13 protein-coding genes are annotated in these 18,090 nt (G+C 47.3%); 8 read left to right on the forward strand and 5 right to left on the reverse strand.

The window, feature by feature from the left end; all coding sequences use genetic code 11:
- The first annotated feature begins 25 nt into the window (after positions 1-25).
- The 8 genes from MHI43_RS13275 to MHI43_RS13310 all read left to right on the forward strand — a co-directional run bounded on the left by MHI43_RS13275 (position 26) and on the right by MHI43_RS13310 (position 12,404).
- Positions 26-994: a LacI family DNA-binding transcriptional regulator gene (locus MHI43_RS13275; RefSeq protein ID WP_015734843.1), complete on the forward strand. Its 969-nt coding sequence runs from the start codon at positions 26-28 to the stop codon at positions 992-994.
- A gap of 178 nt (positions 995-1,172) precedes the next feature.
- The gene (locus MHI43_RS13280; protein ID WP_036663522.1) at positions 1,173-2,129 is read left to right on the forward strand and encodes an ABC transporter permease subunit; all 957 of its coding nucleotides are present in this window, start codon (positions 1,173-1,175) and stop codon (positions 2,127-2,129) included.
- Between the two features lie 12 nt (positions 2,130-2,141).
- Positions 2,142-3,038 (forward strand): carbohydrate ABC transporter permease, encoded by an 897-nt coding sequence (locus tag MHI43_RS13285; protein WP_036663520.1) that lies wholly within the window; start codon positions 2,142-2,144, stop codon positions 3,036-3,038.
- 123 nt (positions 3,039-3,161) lie between these two features.
- A complete protein-coding gene (locus tag MHI43_RS13290; protein WP_036663518.1) occupies positions 3,162-4,775 on the forward strand; it encodes an ABC transporter substrate-binding protein in 1,614 nt (537 codons plus the stop codon).
- A gap of 32 nt (positions 4,776-4,807) precedes the next feature.
- A complete protein-coding gene (locus tag MHI43_RS13295) occupies positions 4,808-7,273 on the forward strand; it encodes a PfkB family carbohydrate kinase (protein ID WP_081746322.1) in 2,466 nt (821 codons plus the stop codon).
- The gene (locus tag MHI43_RS13300; protein ID WP_036663515.1) at positions 7,270-9,564 is read left to right on the forward strand and encodes a GH32 C-terminal domain-containing protein; all 2,295 of its coding nucleotides are present in this window, start codon (positions 7,270-7,272) and stop codon (positions 9,562-9,564) included. The genes MHI43_RS13295 and MHI43_RS13300 overlap by 4 nt, the downstream gene beginning before the upstream one ends.
- A gap of 248 nt (positions 9,565-9,812) precedes the next feature.
- A complete protein-coding gene (locus MHI43_RS13305; RefSeq protein ID WP_015734849.1) occupies positions 9,813-11,237 on the forward strand; it encodes a glycoside hydrolase family 32 protein in 1,425 nt (474 codons plus the stop codon).
- A 288-nt stretch (positions 11,238-11,525) separates the two neighbouring features.
- On the forward strand, positions 11,526-12,404 hold the full coding sequence (locus MHI43_RS13310; RefSeq protein ID WP_235201823.1) for a phosphotransferase: 879 nt from the start codon (positions 11,526-11,528) through the stop codon (positions 12,402-12,404).
- 384 nt (positions 12,405-12,788) lie between these two features.
- Here the strand turns inward: MHI43_RS13310 and MHI43_RS13315 are convergent, their stop codons facing one another.
- The 5 genes from MHI43_RS13315 to MHI43_RS13335 form a co-directional block, all read right to left on the reverse strand.
- The gene (locus tag MHI43_RS13315; protein WP_015734851.1) at positions 12,789-13,781 is read right to left on the reverse strand and encodes a LacI family DNA-binding transcriptional regulator; all 993 of its coding nucleotides are present in this window, start codon (positions 13,779-13,781) and stop codon (positions 12,789-12,791) included.
- A gap of 40 nt (positions 13,782-13,821) precedes the next feature.
- Positions 13,822-14,910 carry a glycoside hydrolase family 172 protein gene (locus MHI43_RS13320; protein WP_051425371.1) on the reverse strand — a complete coding sequence of 363 codons (1,089 nt, stop codon included), beginning with the start codon at positions 14,908-14,910 and terminating at the stop codon, positions 13,822-13,824.
- Positions 14,911-14,930: 20 nt separating this feature from the next.
- Complete coding sequence (locus MHI43_RS13325; RefSeq protein WP_036663510.1) at positions 14,931-15,764, reverse strand: carbohydrate ABC transporter permease; 834 nt, start codon at positions 15,762-15,764, stop codon at positions 14,931-14,933.
- A 1-nt stretch (position 15,765) separates the two neighbouring features.
- Positions 15,766-16,641, reverse strand: coding sequence for a sugar ABC transporter permease (locus tag MHI43_RS13330; RefSeq protein WP_036663507.1), 876 nt, complete (start codon positions 16,639-16,641; stop codon positions 15,766-15,768).
- Between the two features lie 86 nt (positions 16,642-16,727).
- Complete coding sequence (locus tag MHI43_RS13335) at positions 16,728-18,047, reverse strand: extracellular solute-binding protein (RefSeq protein ID WP_051425370.1); 1,320 nt, start codon at positions 18,045-18,047, stop codon at positions 16,728-16,730.
- Positions 18,048-18,090: the final 43 nt, after the last annotated feature.

The following is an 18,090-nucleotide window of genomic DNA, read 5'->3' on the forward strand; positions in this document are numbered from 1 at the left end:
AAAAGAGATTTAAGTGGGGGGTTAAATGTCAAGTATCAAAGATGTAGCCAACTTAGCTGGTGTGGCTGTGGGCACCGTGTCCCGTGTCATTAACAATTCGGGTGCCGTTAAGCCCGCTACACGCAGAAAAGTGGAGATGGCCATACAAGAGTTAAATTATATCCCTAATGAGATTGCCCGAAATTTCAAAATGCGAAAGTCCAAGATGGTAGCCCTGCTGCTACCCAGTATCTGGCATCCTTTTTTCTCGGAATTAGCTTATTACATAGAAGATGAGTTGGATCAAGAAGGTTTTAAGCTCATGCTGTGTAATAGCGGCGGCAAACCTGAGAAGGAATTGTATTATCTTGATATGCTTCAACAAAACAAAGTGGCAGGTATTGTCGGCATTACGTACAACGATATCGAAAATGACGTAAGCAATGACATCCCGATTGTCAGTATAGACAGGCACTTCAACAAGAAAATCACATGCGTAACTTCGGATAATTATGAAGGAGGGCGTCTGGCGTTAAGGGAGCTTGTCAAAGCGGGTGCCCGAAAGCCGGCTTTTATGGGAAGCGTCACATCCGTTTTCAGTGAAACTATGAATCGGAGAGAAGGCTTTATTCATGAAGCCAAAGCAATGGGAGTCGACTATGTTATTTACGAAAAGCCAGACCCCGTTGTAGACGATGAAGCCTATTTTTGCGAGTTTCTAGATAAGTATCGGGATGTGGACGGCATTTTTGCTATTACGGATATGTTCGCTGCCAAGTATATCGAAAGAGCAGGCAGACTGGGCATTCGCGTTCCGGAGGATGTAAAGGTCATCGGATATGACGGGATTCAGGATCATCCGTATTTCCATCCGATATTGTCAACGATCAGACAACCTGTAGAGGAGATGGCGCGTACGACGATCAGGCTGCTCTTCAAAAAGATCGATGGCAAAACATTGGACCGGGAAGTTTATCGTCTTCCGGTCATATTTAGACAAGGTGAAACGACTTGATTGTTACATGGAAGCAAATGCTTTACCCTAGGTTATTCATTAGAAAAACATCAACTGCTACGGAAGAAGCTTTACTGGTATAATTACTGGTTGACGTTTTTCTTATACTAAGTTGGAAACGTTTCAATTAAATTGGAAACGTTTCAAATACAAATTACATGCTGTGAAGAAAGGGAGTATGACGGTGATTTCACGAGATTCCGGGGGACAACAACCCCTCATTAAAGAAAATCGTAAAACTTGGAGTCGAGTCAAACGCAACTATGAGCTGTATCTGTTCCTGCTGCCGATCATTCTGGTTTACCTGCTGTTCAAGTACTATCCGATGTACGGAGTACAAATTGCATTTAAGGATTTTTCACCGAGCCAGGGCATTTGGGGCAGCGAATGGGTGGGTTTCCAGCATTTTATTGATTTTTTTAATTCTTATAATTTCTGGACCATCATGAAAAATACGCTAACACTCAGTTTCCTATCGCTTGTGTTCAGCTTCCCGGCTCCGATTATTATTGCGATCATGCTGAATCAGATGCTGGGCAAGCGTTACAAGAAATTTATTCAGACCGTCATTTATGCACCGCACTTTATATCTACCGTTGTGCTCGTCGGTATGCTGCATGTTTTTTTATCTCCAAACAGTGGTCTCGTGAACCTCATCATTACCTGGTTCGGCGGGGAACCCATTCTATTCATGGCTGACGAAGGATGGTTCCGTCCATTGTACATTTTGTCAGGCATATGGCAAGAGACCGGTTTCGCTACGATTATTTACCTGGCTGCGCTTGCCGGGGTCAATCCGGAACTGCATGAAGCCGCGATTATGGATGGAGCAAGTAAATGGAAGCGAGTATGGTACGTGGACATTCCCTCGATCTTGCCGACCATTGTCATTCTTCTGATTCTCGCACTCGGGAACGTCATGAGCATCGGTTTCGAGAAAGCATTTCTAATGCAAAGCGATCTGAACTATGCGACTTCGAATATTATACCGACCTATGTATATGAATTGGGGATTCAGAAGGCGCAGTACAGCTTTTCTACGGCAGTCGGACTGTTTAACTCCGTCATCAATATCATCCTGATTGTCACCGTCAACCGGGTCGCCAAAAAATTAACGGAAACCAGTCTTTGGTAGGGGGGATTCACTTTGAACCAGTTATTGAAGAGAAAAAGCAGAGGAGACGCATGGTTTGACGCCATCAACTATTTCTTCTTGACCGTAGTCATGCTGATCGTATTATTTCCGCTGTATTTTGTGCTGATTGCTTCATTCAGTGATCCCAATCTCATCTATTCGGGGGAAGTCTGGTTATTTCCGAAGGGCTTTACGCTCGATGGCTATGAACGAATATTCAATGACTCCTCCATTTGGATCGGGTATGCCAACTCCCTGCTATACGCGGGTATTGGAACTTTGATCGGAGTAGCGGTTACCGTATTTGCCGCTTACCCGTTAGCCCGTAAGGATCTGGTTGGAAGACCTGTTATCATGTGGTTCTTATTGATCACCATGTTTTTTAGCGGCGGGTTGATTCCTACGTATTTGCTAATCAAGGATCTTCACATGCTGAACACGATCTGGGCACTTGTGATCCCCGGTGCCGGCGGCATCATGAATGTCATTATCGTAAGGACCTTTTTTCAGTCCTCCATCCCGGATGAAATGTGGGAAGCTGCTTCGATCGACGGTTGTTCCAACACCCGATTTTTCTGGAGCATTGTATTGCCTTTATCGAAGTCCATAATAGCCGTCATGGTACTGTATCATGTCGTCGGTTTCTGGAACGGTTTCTTTGATGCTCTGATCTATTTGAACGACGAAAGTAAATATCCTCTGCAGCTGGTGCTTCGCAACATTCTCGTCCAGAATCAGGTAAACTCTGGCATGATGGTGGACGTGGAGTCCTACGCCGCGAAGATGCGCGTAACGGAGCTGATCAAATACGGCGTCATCATTGTATCCAGTCTGCCGCTGCTGATTCTCTATCCTTTCTTGCAGAAGTACTTTGTCAAAGGCGTTATGATCGGATCGATCAAAGGATGATGAAGACAGATACTTGAAAGGGGGGATGCGCAGCAGAATCGATATATCAGCATCCAGACCACTATAGATAAAGACAAAGTAATGTATCAATCTTGCGTAATGATCTAAGGGAGGTTATGTACGATGAAATCTGTATTCAAAAGAGCGGGGATTCTTATGTTAGCCGGAGCTTTTGCGCTGAGTGGATGTTCAGGAGACGCCAAGAATCAGTCGGATAATCCTGATCAGGCTGCGAATTTTAACAAAACGGGTCTTCCGATTGTGAATGAACCGGTATCGTTAAAGATGGTATCCCCGAAAGCAGCATTGGCGCCAGAGTATTCGCAAATGGAAATTTTCAAACGATTGGAAACGGAAACCAACGTTAAGATTGAGTGGGAGAACATTCCGGACACCGACTTTACAGAGAAGAAAAATTTGCTGCTGGCCAGCGGCAACTTACCGGATGCTTTTTACGGAGCCGGATTCTCCGATTACGAGCTGGTTACTTACGGAGAAGATGGTACCATCCTCCCGCTGGAAGATTTAATTGATCAATATGCGCCTAATCTGAAAGCGCTCTTAGATCGCCGTCCTGACATTAAGTCCTCGATCACGGCACCGGATGGGCATATATACGGGCTGCCTTCGTGGGAAGAGAACAATCTTGGAACAAACCCCTTCTTTCACGTCATCAATAAAAATTGGCTCGACAAACTGGGCCTGAAAATGCCGCAAACATTGGATGAATATACAGAAGCATTAGTTGCCTTTAAAACGCAGGATCCAAACGGCAACGGCAAGGCCGACGAAATTCCGTTAAGCTTTATGCACATGCAGTGGTGTATGGATATTGCTGGCATATTCGGAGCTTTCGGACTTCCGGATAACATGGAACATCGGATCGTCCGCGACGGAAAAGTGATCTTTACTGCTACGCAGCCTGAATATAAGGAAGCATTGAAATATTTCCATGAAAAATGGTATAAGCAGGGCTTGATTGATCCTGAATCGTTCACCCAGGACGCCGCTCAGTATCTGGCCAAAGGGAAAACATCAACCGAAACACTCGGTTCCTATATCTGGTGGGAAGTCGATGAGGTGGTTGGACCGGAGCGAAGCGAGGATTATGCGTTGCTGTCTCCGCTCAAAGGACCGAACGGGGATCAATTGATCGGTCGCGGCAACGGTGGCGGTCCAGGACGCGGCGCTTTCGTGATTACAAAAGAGAACAAGAATCCGGAAATTACGATGCGTTGGATCGATCAGCAGTATGAGCCCTACATGGCTGCTCAAATCCACTGGGGTCCACTGGATATCGTATTCGAGAAGGACGAGAATGGGAAATTGGTAAACCTGCCGCTTCCCGAAGGGACTTCTGCAGGCGAATTCCGTCAAAAAGTCGCTCCAGGCGCTGGAGGACCAGGTGTTATTACCATCGAAGATTTGGGAAAAGTCGTTGATTTGGAGCCTAGAGCCCAGCAGCGCGTTAAAGACTTGGAAAAATATTACGATCCCTATATGGAAAAGGAAAACTATCCGAGTATCTTCTTTGAGCCGGAGGAACTGGACAAAATCAATCGAATTGAGCCCGAATTGATTAAATATGTCAATACCCAACGAGGAAAATTCATTGTTGATGGCGGCGTCGATGAGCAGTGGGACAGCTATGTGAAGACCCTGGAGAAAATGGGCTTGAACGAATTGATGGAGATTTATCAAAATGGGCTGGATCGTTATAACGCAAATCTAAAATAGATAGATAATCAAACGATAGGTGGGGAGAAACTGTGCTTGATGTAATAGCCATTGGGGAATTATTGATAGACTTTACTCCGGTAGGCCGTTCAGTTGGGGGCAACGAGCAATTAGAATGCAACCCCGGAGGGGCTCCGGCTAACGTAGCAGCTGCGCTGTCCCGTTTAGGTGCCAAAGCTGCATTAATCAGCAAGGTTGGTAAGGATCACTTCGGTTCGTTTCTGCACAATACGTTGCTTAGCTGCGAGGTCGACGTGAGTGCGCTTTCGTTTACGGATGAAGCCAAAACAACGCTGGCATTTGTCCATTTGGATGACAGCGGAGACCGATCGTTCAGCTTCTACCGGCAACCGGGAGCGGATACCTTGTTGCGCTCGGAGGATGTCCCGCTCGACAGGATTGGGAACTGCCAGGTGCTCCACTTTGGTTCATTGTCAATGACCCACGAGCCGGCACGTTCAGCAACAAGAGCGGCAGTCGTTAAGGCCCAGGAGGCCGGAGTTTTGCTTTCATTCGATCCGAACATCCGATTTTCGTTATGGGGGAGCAAGGAGGAAGCGAAGCAAAATATCCTGTGGGGCATGAAGCATGCAGATATCTTGAAAATATCAGAAGTAGAGCTTTGCTTTATCACGGGTATAACCGAAGTTGAGAAAGGCTCACTCATGTTACAGCAACAATTCGGCATCGCCTTTATTGTCGTTACGATAGGTGAACAAGGCTGCTATTACCGGGTGGCTGCCCATGAAGGTTATGTCCCGGGTTTCAAAGTGAATACCATCGATACGACCGGGGCCGGCGACGCTTTTCTAGGATGCTTATTATATCAAATACTGGAATGCAACATTTCTTTAAATAAATTATTAAAACAGCAAATCATTAGCATGCTGACTTTTGCCAATGCTGGCGGTGCATTAGTGACAACACGGAAAGGGGCTCTTCAGTCAATGCCGACGATAGATGAAATCAATAAGATCATGGAGTCACATAAACAGATGGGCGAGAGATTTAGACCGGGAATTCATTTTTCGCCTCCATCCCATTGGATGAACGATCCGAACGGATTAGTCTATTACGAGGGAGAATATCATCTGTTTTATCAACACCATCCCTTTAGCAATAAATGGGGGCCGATGCACTGGGGTCATGCCGTAAGTCATGATCTGATTCACTGGCAGCATGAGCCGATCGCTTTGTTCCCGGACGAGCATGGAGCCATTTTTTCCGGCTGCTGTGTAGTTGACTTTAATAACAGCAGCGGATTTTTTGCGGGCGCCCATGGATTGGTTGCGATTTTTACCCATGCGGACACAAGTCCAGAGACCGGGCAGCCACGCCAGCGGCAAAGCTTGGCTTACAGCAGCGATAAAGGCAGAACCTGGCACAAATATGAGGGGAACCCGGTTCTAACCGAGCCTGATCTGGTAGACTTCCGGGACCCGAAAGTGTTTTGGCATGCACAAAGTGAGCGGTGGATAATGACGATCGTCGCGGGAGACCATGTTCGGTTTTATGGATCAGAAAACTTGCGCGATTGGTCGTTTACCGGGGAATTCGGCCGTGAGGAAGGCTCGCATGACGGGGTTTGGGAATGCCCGGATCTCTTTGAATTGCCGATCGATGACAGCGGGCGTTCTAAATGGGTGCTTGTCATCAGCATTGGGGATAACCCTTCCAGTCCGGAAGGATCACGCACGCAATATTTTATCGGAGAGTTTGACGGAAATACCTTCATCAACGACAATTCGCCTGATCATATCATGTGGCTGGATCATGGTCGGGACAACTATGCAGGTGTTACCTGGTCGGATCTACCTGAGCAAGACGGACGGCGCGTGATCATCGGATGGATGAGCAATTGGAAATATGCCAACGAGACGCCTACCGGCGCCTGGAGAGGCGCAATGACGCTGCCACGCGTTTTGTCATTGACCCATCGGGATGAGGGCATCGTACTAACCCAAATGCCTGTCGGGGAAATCGAGCAGCTTCGAAAAGAATCGTGGGACTGGAATATGCTCACGGTAGCCCCTGAGTTCCCGTATGTGCTGAAGATGAAGGATGACTTGCTGGAGATTGAAGCGGACATCGATATTCGATCCGCCGGCGAGGTTTATATCAAAATGCAATCGTCCGGGCAAAGTGAGACTTCAATCGGATATGATCCTGTACGCCAATGGCTATTCATCGACCGTTCCAAATCAGGCATGACGGATTTTCACGCGTCGTTTGCGTGTAAGCATGGAGCCAGATTGGTTCCGGATAACGGGAAAATCAGGCTGCGTATCTGGCTGGATCGCAATGCGGTTGAAGTGTATGCGAATGAAGGGCTGGTTGCTCTCACGGATCAAATTTTCCCGGATGCCCCGATTAATGAGCTTTCCATAAGTACGGAATCAGGGCAGGTTGTGCTGAACTCGCTCCATGTCCATGCACTTCAGTCTATTCATGCTTCCAATAACAACATCGAACAGACATCAGGGAGGGATGAAGCGTGAGCCAAACATCCGACAATCAGGGGCTGATGATGTATTGGCCATTCGATGAAGGAACCGGAGCCAATGCTGTGGAGAGCATATCTCAAGTACGGGATGATATTCAGTACGTATTTAATCAAGCCGAGTTTACGCAATCCTGCGATCCGCAGTGGAAACCGGGAGTCATGGGAAACGGGCTGCTGTTCGACGGCTACTCGACATACATTTCCCATCGGTTTAAAGAGGGAAATGTGAACCGAAAGACAGAATATCGATCAGCACTGAGTATCGGAGTATGGGTGGCTCCCCGTTCCTATGAATGGGGATTTGAAGGTAAGCTGTCAGCCATCGTGAACCGCTACAACATGGATCGCCAGCAGGGTTATCTACTGGGCATGTTTCGTCATGGCTCCTGGTCCTTCCAAGTCGGGCTGGAAGGAGGAGACTGGAAGGAACTTTGGTCGCCGGACGGTCTTGAACTGCCAAAAAACAATTGGTCTTATATCAATGCTGTGTTCGATGGGCATCAAGGGGAAATGAAATTGTACTTAAACGGCAGCGAAATCGCTTCGGCTGAGCTGCCTAGAAATTCCCGTTTGGCCGAAGCGGTCGACACGGAACTACTCATTGGCAAAAATAATCACAGCAGCCAATGGGCGGGCGAATTTAGCCTTCACATGTTTAGCGGTATCATGGATGAACTCAAAATTTATAATCGCGCTTTGAGCGCGGAGGAGATTGCCTCATCTTATCGGCAAGTGTTGAATGATGCCTGCGGTGGAGTCCATCCGCAATTAGCGTATGATGAGATCAAATTGGATCGGACGCCTTTGCTTTTGGATCGACACAGACCGCAGTATCATGCCAGCCCGCCGGCGCATTGGATGAACGAGCCCCACGCTCCGATCTATTTTGATGGTCAATACCACCTATTCTATCAACATAACCCTCTTGGGCCATTTTTTTATCACATTCATTGGGGACATTGGGTAAGCGAGGACCTGGTGCATTGGCGTGATCTTCCTGTGGCATTAGCCCCTGAAAAGGATTCGCTCGCACCGGATGGGATCTGGTCGGGAAGCGCGACCTACGATGCAGACGGCCTGCCTGTCTTGTTCTTTACAGCGGGCAATGACGGTGCTTCGCCTAATCAGAGCGTGGCGCTTGCACGAAGTACCTATACCCGGGATGGAGACCCGGATCTGGTTCATTGGGTCAAGCATCCGGTACCGTTGATTGTACAGAAGAAGGGCATGGGCGTATTCGGTGATTTCCGGGATCCGTTCGTGTGGAGGGACGATGACGGATGGTTTGCATTGGTCGGGTCCGGGATCGAAGGCGAAGGTGGAGCAGCGCTGGCTTTTGCGTCTCAGGATATGCTGAACTGGACATACAAAGGGCCGTTGTTTAAAGCGGATATTCAGAGGTTTCCTTATCTGGGCCCCATCTGGGAGCTTCCCGTGCTTCTTCCCCTTGGCAGCGACAAGCAGGGTGTGGACAAGCATCTTTTACTGGTCAGCCCTGTGGGACAGGGAGCGGATGTCGAGGTATTCTATTGGATCGGGCAGCTTGACAAGCAAAATCTATCATTTATTCCGGATCAAGAGGAACCGCAATTGATTGACGTTGGTGATTTTCATTTTACTGGCCCGAGCGGAATGGTTGATCCGAAGACCGGCAGAAAGATCATATTTACGATAGCCCAAGGCGACCGAACTCTCGAACTGGAATATCAATCGGGTTGGGCTCATAACGCCGGTTTGCCGCTAAGCGTGTATTTGAGGGAGGACGGACGGTTAGGTATTGAGCCGATTCAGGAGCTTCAATCGCTGCGTGGCGCCAAACGGATATCGCTCCAGGACAAATCATTGACTGAGTCGAATGAACGGCTTCAGGATGTTCGAGGCGATATGCTTGAAATCCAGTTGGAAATCGATTCGGGCAGCGCCAAACGATTCGGGATCAAGATCCGCCGTACATCGGATGGAGAAGAAGAGACACTTCTGTTTTATGATATGAACCAATCCATGTTCTCTGTCGACCGAACCAAAACCACACTTGACCCGCGAGAAAAGTGCGGAGGAATCCAGGGCGGCAATGTGGAGCTCTTAGGGGAGAATCTAAAGCTTCACATTTATTTGGACCGCTCCATGGTTGAAGCCTATGCCAACGGATTGAAAAGCCTTACGACCCGGGTGTATCCGAGCCGTACGGATGCTTTGGGGCTTGAAATTTGGGGAGACGGCAGTCTGACAGTCAAATCGATGGAAGTATGGGATATGAAGCCCATCTGGGAAGAGAGGAGAATTTGATATGAATTCAACGGAACAGCAATTTTATTCCTGTCAAGACCTCGTGAAGCGATTATATGATCTTGAATCGCTTGCTGCTCTTTTGAGGGGGTTATTGAGAAATACAAAGGGGATTATTGGGGGCTAAATAACCAATGTTTGAATGCCGCCACCGTTTACTGGTATCAGGAGCAGGGCACAAGCGATGCGTACATGCCCGTTTCCTTGGATGAACGATTAAGCCACTTAAACCATCAGGAGGGATGAAGATGAAGGAATTTTTCTATCGACCGGAGAACGCCTGGGTAGGGGACGTTATTCCCTATTATGAAGACGGGGAGTTTAAGCTGTTCTATCTGCACGGCTGGCGGGATAACTACCGGGAGGGCCTTGATCACGGCTGGTATCTTGTCGGAACGAAGGACTTCGTCAATTATCGGGAAGAAGGACCCTGTAAGATTGAAGGCGGCACCGGTCATATTCTGAAAGTGGACGGCATCTACCATATGTTCTATTGCATATTCCCACCGGGCAAGCAGCTGGTATGTCATGCGATCAGCAGAGACTTGAAGACCTGGGAGCCCATTCCCGAGGATACCTTTGCAGCTGACGATCGCATCTATGAGCTTTCCGATTGGCGCGATCCCTTCGTGTTCTGGAATGAAGAGGAAGGCCAATATTGGATGCTGCTTTCGGCGATGGCGAAAGGGCCGACCAATCGAAAAGGGTGCACCGCGCTGCTGTCATCCAAGGATCTGAAAGCCTGGGAGTACCGTGAACCTTTGTACGCGCCGAATCTGCACGTGGGGGCTCACGAATGCCCCGATTTGTTCCGAATCGGGGATTGGTGGTATTTGATTTATTCCTCTTACACGGGAAGATTTGCGACATTTTACCGGATGAGCCGCAGCCTGAATGGCCCTTGGATTACCCCAAAGGAGGATACTTTTGACGGGAGGGCCTTCTATGCGGCCAAATCCGTGGCTGACGGACAGAAACGTTACCTGTTCGGGTGGAATCCAACGAAGAATGACGATTTATTCGGCTGGAATCCTCCGAAGTCCCAGGGCAAGGATTACGACACTTGGGACTGGGGCGGGAATTTGGTTGTACATGAAATCATACAGCGTCCGGATGGCACCCTCGGCGTCAAAGTGCCAGATACGGTCGATGCTGCATTTAAAGAACTGATGCCCGTGCGCTTTAACCGTGTTGAGGGAGCGTGGCTCGATTCGGATTGCTCGCTCTCCTGCGAGTCGCCGTATGGGTTTGCTGGCTGCACGACCCGGGAGGATCTCCCAGATCAGTGCAAAATATCCGCGAGTGTTTCATTCTCCGGACAAACACAAGGACTTGGGTTCATGCTCCGAACAGAAGACACCCTGGATGCGGCCTATTATATTACATTTGAACCGCAACGAAACCGCCTTACTTTCCGGGGATATATTATGCAGTCGGAAGAGGGCGGAAAGACATTCCCTTATGAGGTAGAGCTGGAGCGTCCGATTGAGCTTATTCCCGAACGTCCTTACGAAATCAAAGTGTTTATAGACGGCTCGATTTGTGAGATTTACGTGGATGAGAACATAGCGATGAGTGCCAGAATGTACGATATCCAGCATGGGAAGCTCGGTTTGTTTGTCAGTCAGGGCAGTGCTCAATTCAGCGATGTGCGAATCGAGGGTAGAGGATAAAGGGAAAACAAAAAAAAGCATAAGTCTAAGTAAAGATAATGTGATCATCTCAATCACCTCACATTCCATTCCTTGGCTAAGAAAAAAGCCTAAACCGTATACACTTTGTACCAGCTTGAGGGCTCAGAAATCAAGAAAGTTTACAATACTGTAAGCGCGGTTACGTGTAAGGTATTTGGGGAAATCGTTACTTTCCAGCTTAGAAAGCAAGAGGGCAAGCTGCAGGTTCGGCTTGCCTTCTAACTAAGCAAAGATACATGACTCGGGGCGGGGTGAGTTCTCGTGAAGATGAAAGTGGATGACATTATCCGTGGGATTCCAGAGCTAGAGCACAAAATTCTGGGCTTTGAAAATCTTGGCGGAGGCTTGTGCAACGAAACTTATAGGGTGCAAACCAAGCATAAAGCCTATGTTCTTCGCATCAATAGCAGGCAAAATGAATATTTAAATCTGACACGGCGCTCAGAAATCGAAGTGATGAAGAAGGCGCATCGGGAAGGATTTTCCCCTCAAGTCATTGCCGATGATCATCCTGAACATTATGTGGTCACGGAGTTTATCGATGGTCGAATGCTAGAGAAAGATGACCTGGCAGACGAGAACATCAAAACCATGATTATGAATCGCCTCAAAGTTATACATGGCATGGAAAGTCAGGGTCGAAAATGTACGCCTTACGACTTGATTCATGGCTATTTGAGGGGGGCGGATTCGTTTCAAGTCAAGCGCCCGTATGGCTTAAATCGACTATTGGACCGCATAGAAAAAATCGCGCATCAACGGAGTAATGATAAAACTTATAACAATAGGTTCTGTCACAATGACTCTTTCCTGTGCAACATGATCTATACGGGCGACCAGTTGCAGATCATCGATTGGGAGCTTTCGGGAATTGGAGACGTGTTCTTCGAATTGACGCTTATTCCGTTTACCAACCAGTTCAGCGAAGCAGAAGAACGGGAGTGGTTGAGGCTATATTTCGGGCATTTCGAAGAAGATACATTCCACATTTTTCAAGATATGAAATATGTATCGATGGTTCGCGAGGTAGCGTGGGGATTATTCTACAGCGGCCTTACGGAGGACAACAAACATCATGATTTCGATTACTACAAATTTGCCGAGTACTGCATGGAACGAATTGAGCAAGGAATTTATCAGTTGTAGGGTCCTCGTAAGTCAGGCCGATTACGTGGAATGCGGCGTCTTATGTGGGCACGTCAAGCTATATCAAGATTGTCGATAGTGCAGCGGAAGACTTCGGGCATCTCAATGTGGATGATGTGAACGTTCCGACATTGAAGTAGTGAAATTAATAGGAGCACATTCGCGCAGCATGCGGACGTGTATAAAATACCATGAAAGCGTGACTTCATACAACTTCAAGAATCGTCTGGATGAAGTGGAAAGCGTGCAGTGGACTTATGTGTTCCCTTTTCCAGCACGGTGAATGGTTGGATTCTAGAAGGTAAAAGTAGAAAATAATCGGGCAGGGGCCCATTTGCCCTTGCCCGATATTTTGCTTGGTCTATTCCCATAGCATGTTCGAGATCAGCTGGTTCGCCGAACCATCAGTTCTGTCGGAAATACTTCTTCGACAGGTTCGATGCGCTGACCGTCAGACTCGATCGATTTGATCATCAGTTTGGCAGCGGTCTCGGCTAAATCGTTGATGGGATGCCGTATGGTCGATAAGCTAAGCAGTTCGGAGACGGTTGGCATGTCGTCGACGCCCAACACGGCGAGTTTATCCGGAATGGAAATGTTCAAATCTTTGCACGCTTTTAAGGCTCCGATGGCGGATATGTCATTTAAGCAAAACAACGCTTGCGGCAGCTGGTTGTTTTGGACCAAGTTAACTACGGTATCGTATCCGAAAGTTTCCGTCATATCCCCTGTAATAACCGTCGTTAGTTTGCCGTTCTGCCGCAAAGCCTCGCTGGCTCCGTTCAGCCGATCGTCGAATCCGGGAACGTGACCGTGCGGATAAGTCAATATGACCAAATTCTGATAGCCTCGGGATAATAAGTGATTCACGCCGGTCTGACCGCTTAGGTAGTCGTCGACGCGGAGCATATGCGCGCCGTAAGATAAATTGTGGCGTCCGATTGTAATGACCGGTACGTTAAGGTTCATTAACCGGGGCATGAATTTTTCCGTATCCATGGTCGCTTTGACGATGATTCCATCGACCATCTGGATATTCATGAAGATTTCTTCAAAGTCCAGCAAGATAATCTTATATCCCAACGCTTTTAATTGATGTTTGATGACTTGGGCAAAATGCAGGAAATATAAGTCTTCAAAATAACCGTCGTCCGTACTGTCTGATAAAACGAGTCCAATTGTGTGCATTCTGCCAGTGATGAGACTTTTGGCAACAGGGTTCACTTGGTAACCTAGCTTGGTTATCGAGAGACTGATTTTTTCTTTCGTCTCCGAGCCCATTTTCTGAAAGTTTCCGTTCAGGAAATGGGAAACCGTTGCGGGAGAAACACCTGCATCTTTTGCGACTTGAACTAAAGTAACCCTTTTATTAGCCATTTCTATACCTCTACTTATATGATTGCGATTTTATCGTCGGTTAGCGCGGACGTCTTTCCAGAACACCTGGTAGTGTAGGAAACGCTTGATGCGGTTCGGTCTGATACCAATAGCAAACGGAGCTCACGTCGTCACTTCTTTCAAATAAGGCCTTCCCGTCATGTCCGATCTGTTGGACGGTGACACGTAAATCCTCTTCAAACAAAATGGGGTCAAGAATATGCCAACGATAGAAGCCGCGCATCGGGCAAGCAGCTCCATCGTAAATATGCGATCTCGTATTGTCTGTTACTTGGAAGTGCGGGAAACCCATAAAGGGAGTGGAGTAGGTTTGTTCATGCACCGGATTACCGTTATCGTATTTCACGAAGCCCCATGCACCACCGAAGTAATCCTCCGCACCCGTCCCGCAGATGGTAGGCCATTCTTGGTCGCCGTCGAGATAAAATTTCACTTCCCCTTCACCATACCAGTAACGCGATAAGGAAGTCCAGGCCATGTAAGTGCCGACATACTTCCCTCTTCCTTTAATTCCATCAATAATTGTATAATCCTGCCCGAGCTGGGTTGGATTTTCTCTGCGAAATTGGGCATGGAAATATTCCGTATCCTCCGGGAGTTCGTCGACAAGCACATAATCAAACTGGTAGAAAAACGCCTCGATCTCTTGGGGATGTTCATTCGTTATAGTTACTCTGGCGGCTTTTTTGAAAGGCATCGCGAAGTAACTGTTCATGCCACCAACCGGATTCACGACAATCGGCAAAGAATTGACGATTGCTCTGGCGCCGAAGCCGTTGCAAAAGAAATCGCCCAGCGGAACTTCCACAGAGGGGGTTTCTTCATTGTCCCAATACATCCGCAATACCAAGTCACGCAATACAAACCAACCGGTCTCGGTTTGGTCCGTCACGGTCATCCAGATGTGTTGGATGATGCCGGTGCCTTCAATGTCGACGAGTGTGGCGGTTTCGCCTTTGGCTAACGAGATAAAAGCCTTACCTTTGCGAGCAACGCCAAGCGGGCCGGCTGCTTTTCCTCCTTGGCCTTTTAAGCCATGCGGATTTTCCGCTGTAATCGCTCTGCTTTTTCCTTTCATTCTACCAAAAAGTTGATTCATCGATTGCATGGTTAATCTCTCCTTATTCGTTATCCTTTAACAGCACCGTCGGAAACGCCAGCCATTACATATCTATTCAGTAACAAGTAGGTGACGATGATCGGGATGATACTGATGCAGATGGCCGCAAACGTCTGTCCCCAATCCGTTGCTCCGAAAGCACCGATGAACTCTTGAAGGCCGACGGCAATGGTTTTATATTGTTTGTCGTTCGTAAACGTGTTAGAAAAAATAAAATCGTTCCAAATGAAAATGAAATTGATGGAAGCAACCGTGATTGTGGTGTTGATCGTCAGTGGAGAAATGACTTTCAAGAAGACCTGATAAATGTTACATCCGTCGATGACGGCAGCTTCAATCAATTCATTGGGTACATATCGGTAAAAGCTGGTGAAGATCAAAATCGATAGAGGCAGGGCAAATCCGACCTGGGGAAGGATCAGTGCCAGATACGAGTTCAGCAGACCAGATTCTTTGTACATAATAAAAAGCGGGATTAAGGTAACCTGAATCGGAATCATGATTCCGATCGTAAAGAATAGCAGCAACTTTGAATTCAGCCTTGACTGCATTTTAACGAGAGCAAAGCCAGCCGTTGCACTTAAGAAGACGATGAGCAGCAGGCAACTGAACGTAACGATGGCCGTGTTTTTGATATAGAGCAGCAGGCTGCTATCTCGAAATACAGCGGCATAGTTGTCGAATGACCATAACGTCGGAAGCGAAAACGGTTTTGTCGTTAATTCGATGCTCGATTTGAAGCTGGACAACATCAGCCAGACCACCGGGTAGATTTGGACGACCAGGATTGCTATAACGATAAAGTACAATAGGAAGGATAAAGCTTTTTTTCTGGATAGCATGTTATGCTTCTCCTTTCCTGGAATTGAATATAGCTCGGATAATGAGTACAGCCAGTAGGCTTTCGATGACGATAAATACGGCGATCGCACTTCCGTAGCCATATTGAATACTAGTGAACGCTTTTTTGTACATATAAGTCGTAACCAACTCAGTTGTTGACCCTTGTACACCGATGATATAAGGGATATCGAATCCTCTTAGCGCCCCGGTGGTGCACATAATGAGGGCTAAACTGAGCACATGCTTGATGCTCGGTAATTTGATATGGCGGATCAACTGCCATCCGTTTACGCCGTCAATCGTTGCGGCTTCCTCTATTTCTTTCGGGATCGCGATGAGAGCCGCATAGAAAATAACCATGTACATCCCGGTAAAACGCCATCCTTCAGGAATGGAGACTGCGATCAATGCGGTGTGCGGATCCGATAACCACGCGCTTTGCAAATGACCTAATCCGATCCATTCTAGAAACATGTTGAGTAGGCCTAGTGGCTGTAGTGAATAAAAGTTACGAAACATCTGAGCGATGGCAACCGTGACCACAACTGCCGGCAAGTAATACAAGGTTCTAAATAGGCTGGCTCCTTTTTTGACGTACGAGAGTAATAGGGCAAAAAACAGCCCGATAAATACCTGCATGAGTACGACGATTGCAACATAGACCAAGTTATTCTTAACGGCATTCCAGAAATAGGGGTCTTGAAACATTTTAATATAGTTGCCTAGTCCGATATAACTGGCGTCCTTGATTCCGTTCCAATCCTGAAATCCGTAATTCAGTGATTGAATGATCGGAACAAATACAGTTACTAAATAAAACAGCAAAGCAGGCGCGATGAAAATTAACCATGCCTTCTTATCCTTGAGCACATTCATGTGAATCTCCCCATTTGTTTTTATTGAGAGGTATCCACCCGAGTCAATGATGGCCCGGGTGGATGACAGTACGTTTAGAGCAAAGATTAGTTGCTGGCGTTTTGGGCAATAGCGTCGTCAATCTGTTTGGCAAAGTCTTCCGGCGTCATTGTTCCCATTGCCAGCTTGATGATCAAATCACTCATGACAGAGTTGGTATCGGCGTCCAGCAAGGTATCCCATGGTTTGGCGAACTCCGAACCGTAATGATCCATATCCTTTTTGATTCGAAGGAATAGCTCGGAGTACTTGGACTCATCTTCAATCGTGAATTTAAGCGGAGACATCTGCTGCTTAGCAACGTAGACATCGCTGTAGTTTTTTAAGACATAGCTTAGGAAATCCTTAGTTGTTTCGTCGAAATTGTTGGTCGTGGCGGCCAGTCCGATCCCGCTGTTTCCGAAAAATTCGTTATCCGGTGTCTTGGCATCGTTGATGGTCGGTAGATAGAAATAATCCACTTGGCCTTTGAGTTGTTCCGGCAGATTTTCGTCTACGAAGGATGGGATTTCCCAAGTACCCATACGATACATGGCCGCTTCGCCGTTAAGGAACATATTCTTGGCCGTCGTATAATCTGTCGAGGCAAATCCTTTCTGGAAATACTGTCCGATCTCGGATACAAAATTTGCCGCTTGCATGCCGACGTCGTCGGCCATTTTAGCTTTACCTTGGCTCAGATTCCGTGCAAATTCATTTCCTGTGGTACGGAAAGGGATCATAGCTGCATAGCGCAGTACAGGCCAGACGTCAACACCATCCACCGCAATCGGAGTAATGCCCTTGTCCTTTAGCGCCTTGCTGATGGTAAGCATGTCATCGATCGTTTTCGGAACCGTTAGATTATTTTCCTCAAATATCTTCTTATTGTACCAGGTCATTTCCAGATGATACTCCAGAGGGAGAAGGTACAGGCTGCCATCGGGCAGCTCCTGATATTTCAGTGCAGGTTCGTAGAACTGATCATACAAACCTTGCTCTTCCAGGAATTGCTTCATGTCAACGAGCATTCCGGCATCCGCCAGTTCCTGGGCGTACGGATCGGCGTCCGTATCGATAAAATCAGGCAGTTCCCCAGAAGCAACTAGCGTTCTTAATTTGGTTAGGTAGGAAGGTCTGTCAGCGGTCACTTGAATATCCAGTTTGAATTCGGGATGATCCTCCGAATAGCGGTCCGCCAGTTCTCGAACCGTTTGTATGATTGCTCCGTTTTCCGGCCGGGCCGTTAACCACGTAATCGTATTATCTCCCTTAGTTCCAGCACTACTGTTTTCCGAGCCGCCGCAACCTGCGAGAGCGGTTGCAACTAATGAAAAGATTGCGATAAGCGAGAGAACCTTAGACATTTTTCTCTTTTTTGTCGTCATGTGAATACCCCTTCATTTTTTATTTTTCCAATTAAAGTCTCCT

Origin of the sequence: Paenibacillus sp. FSL H8-0457 (assembly GCF_038051935.1) — a bacterium.
Taxonomy (GTDB): Bacteria; Bacillota; Bacilli; order Paenibacillales; family Paenibacillaceae; genus Paenibacillus_AQ; species Paenibacillus_AQ lautus_A.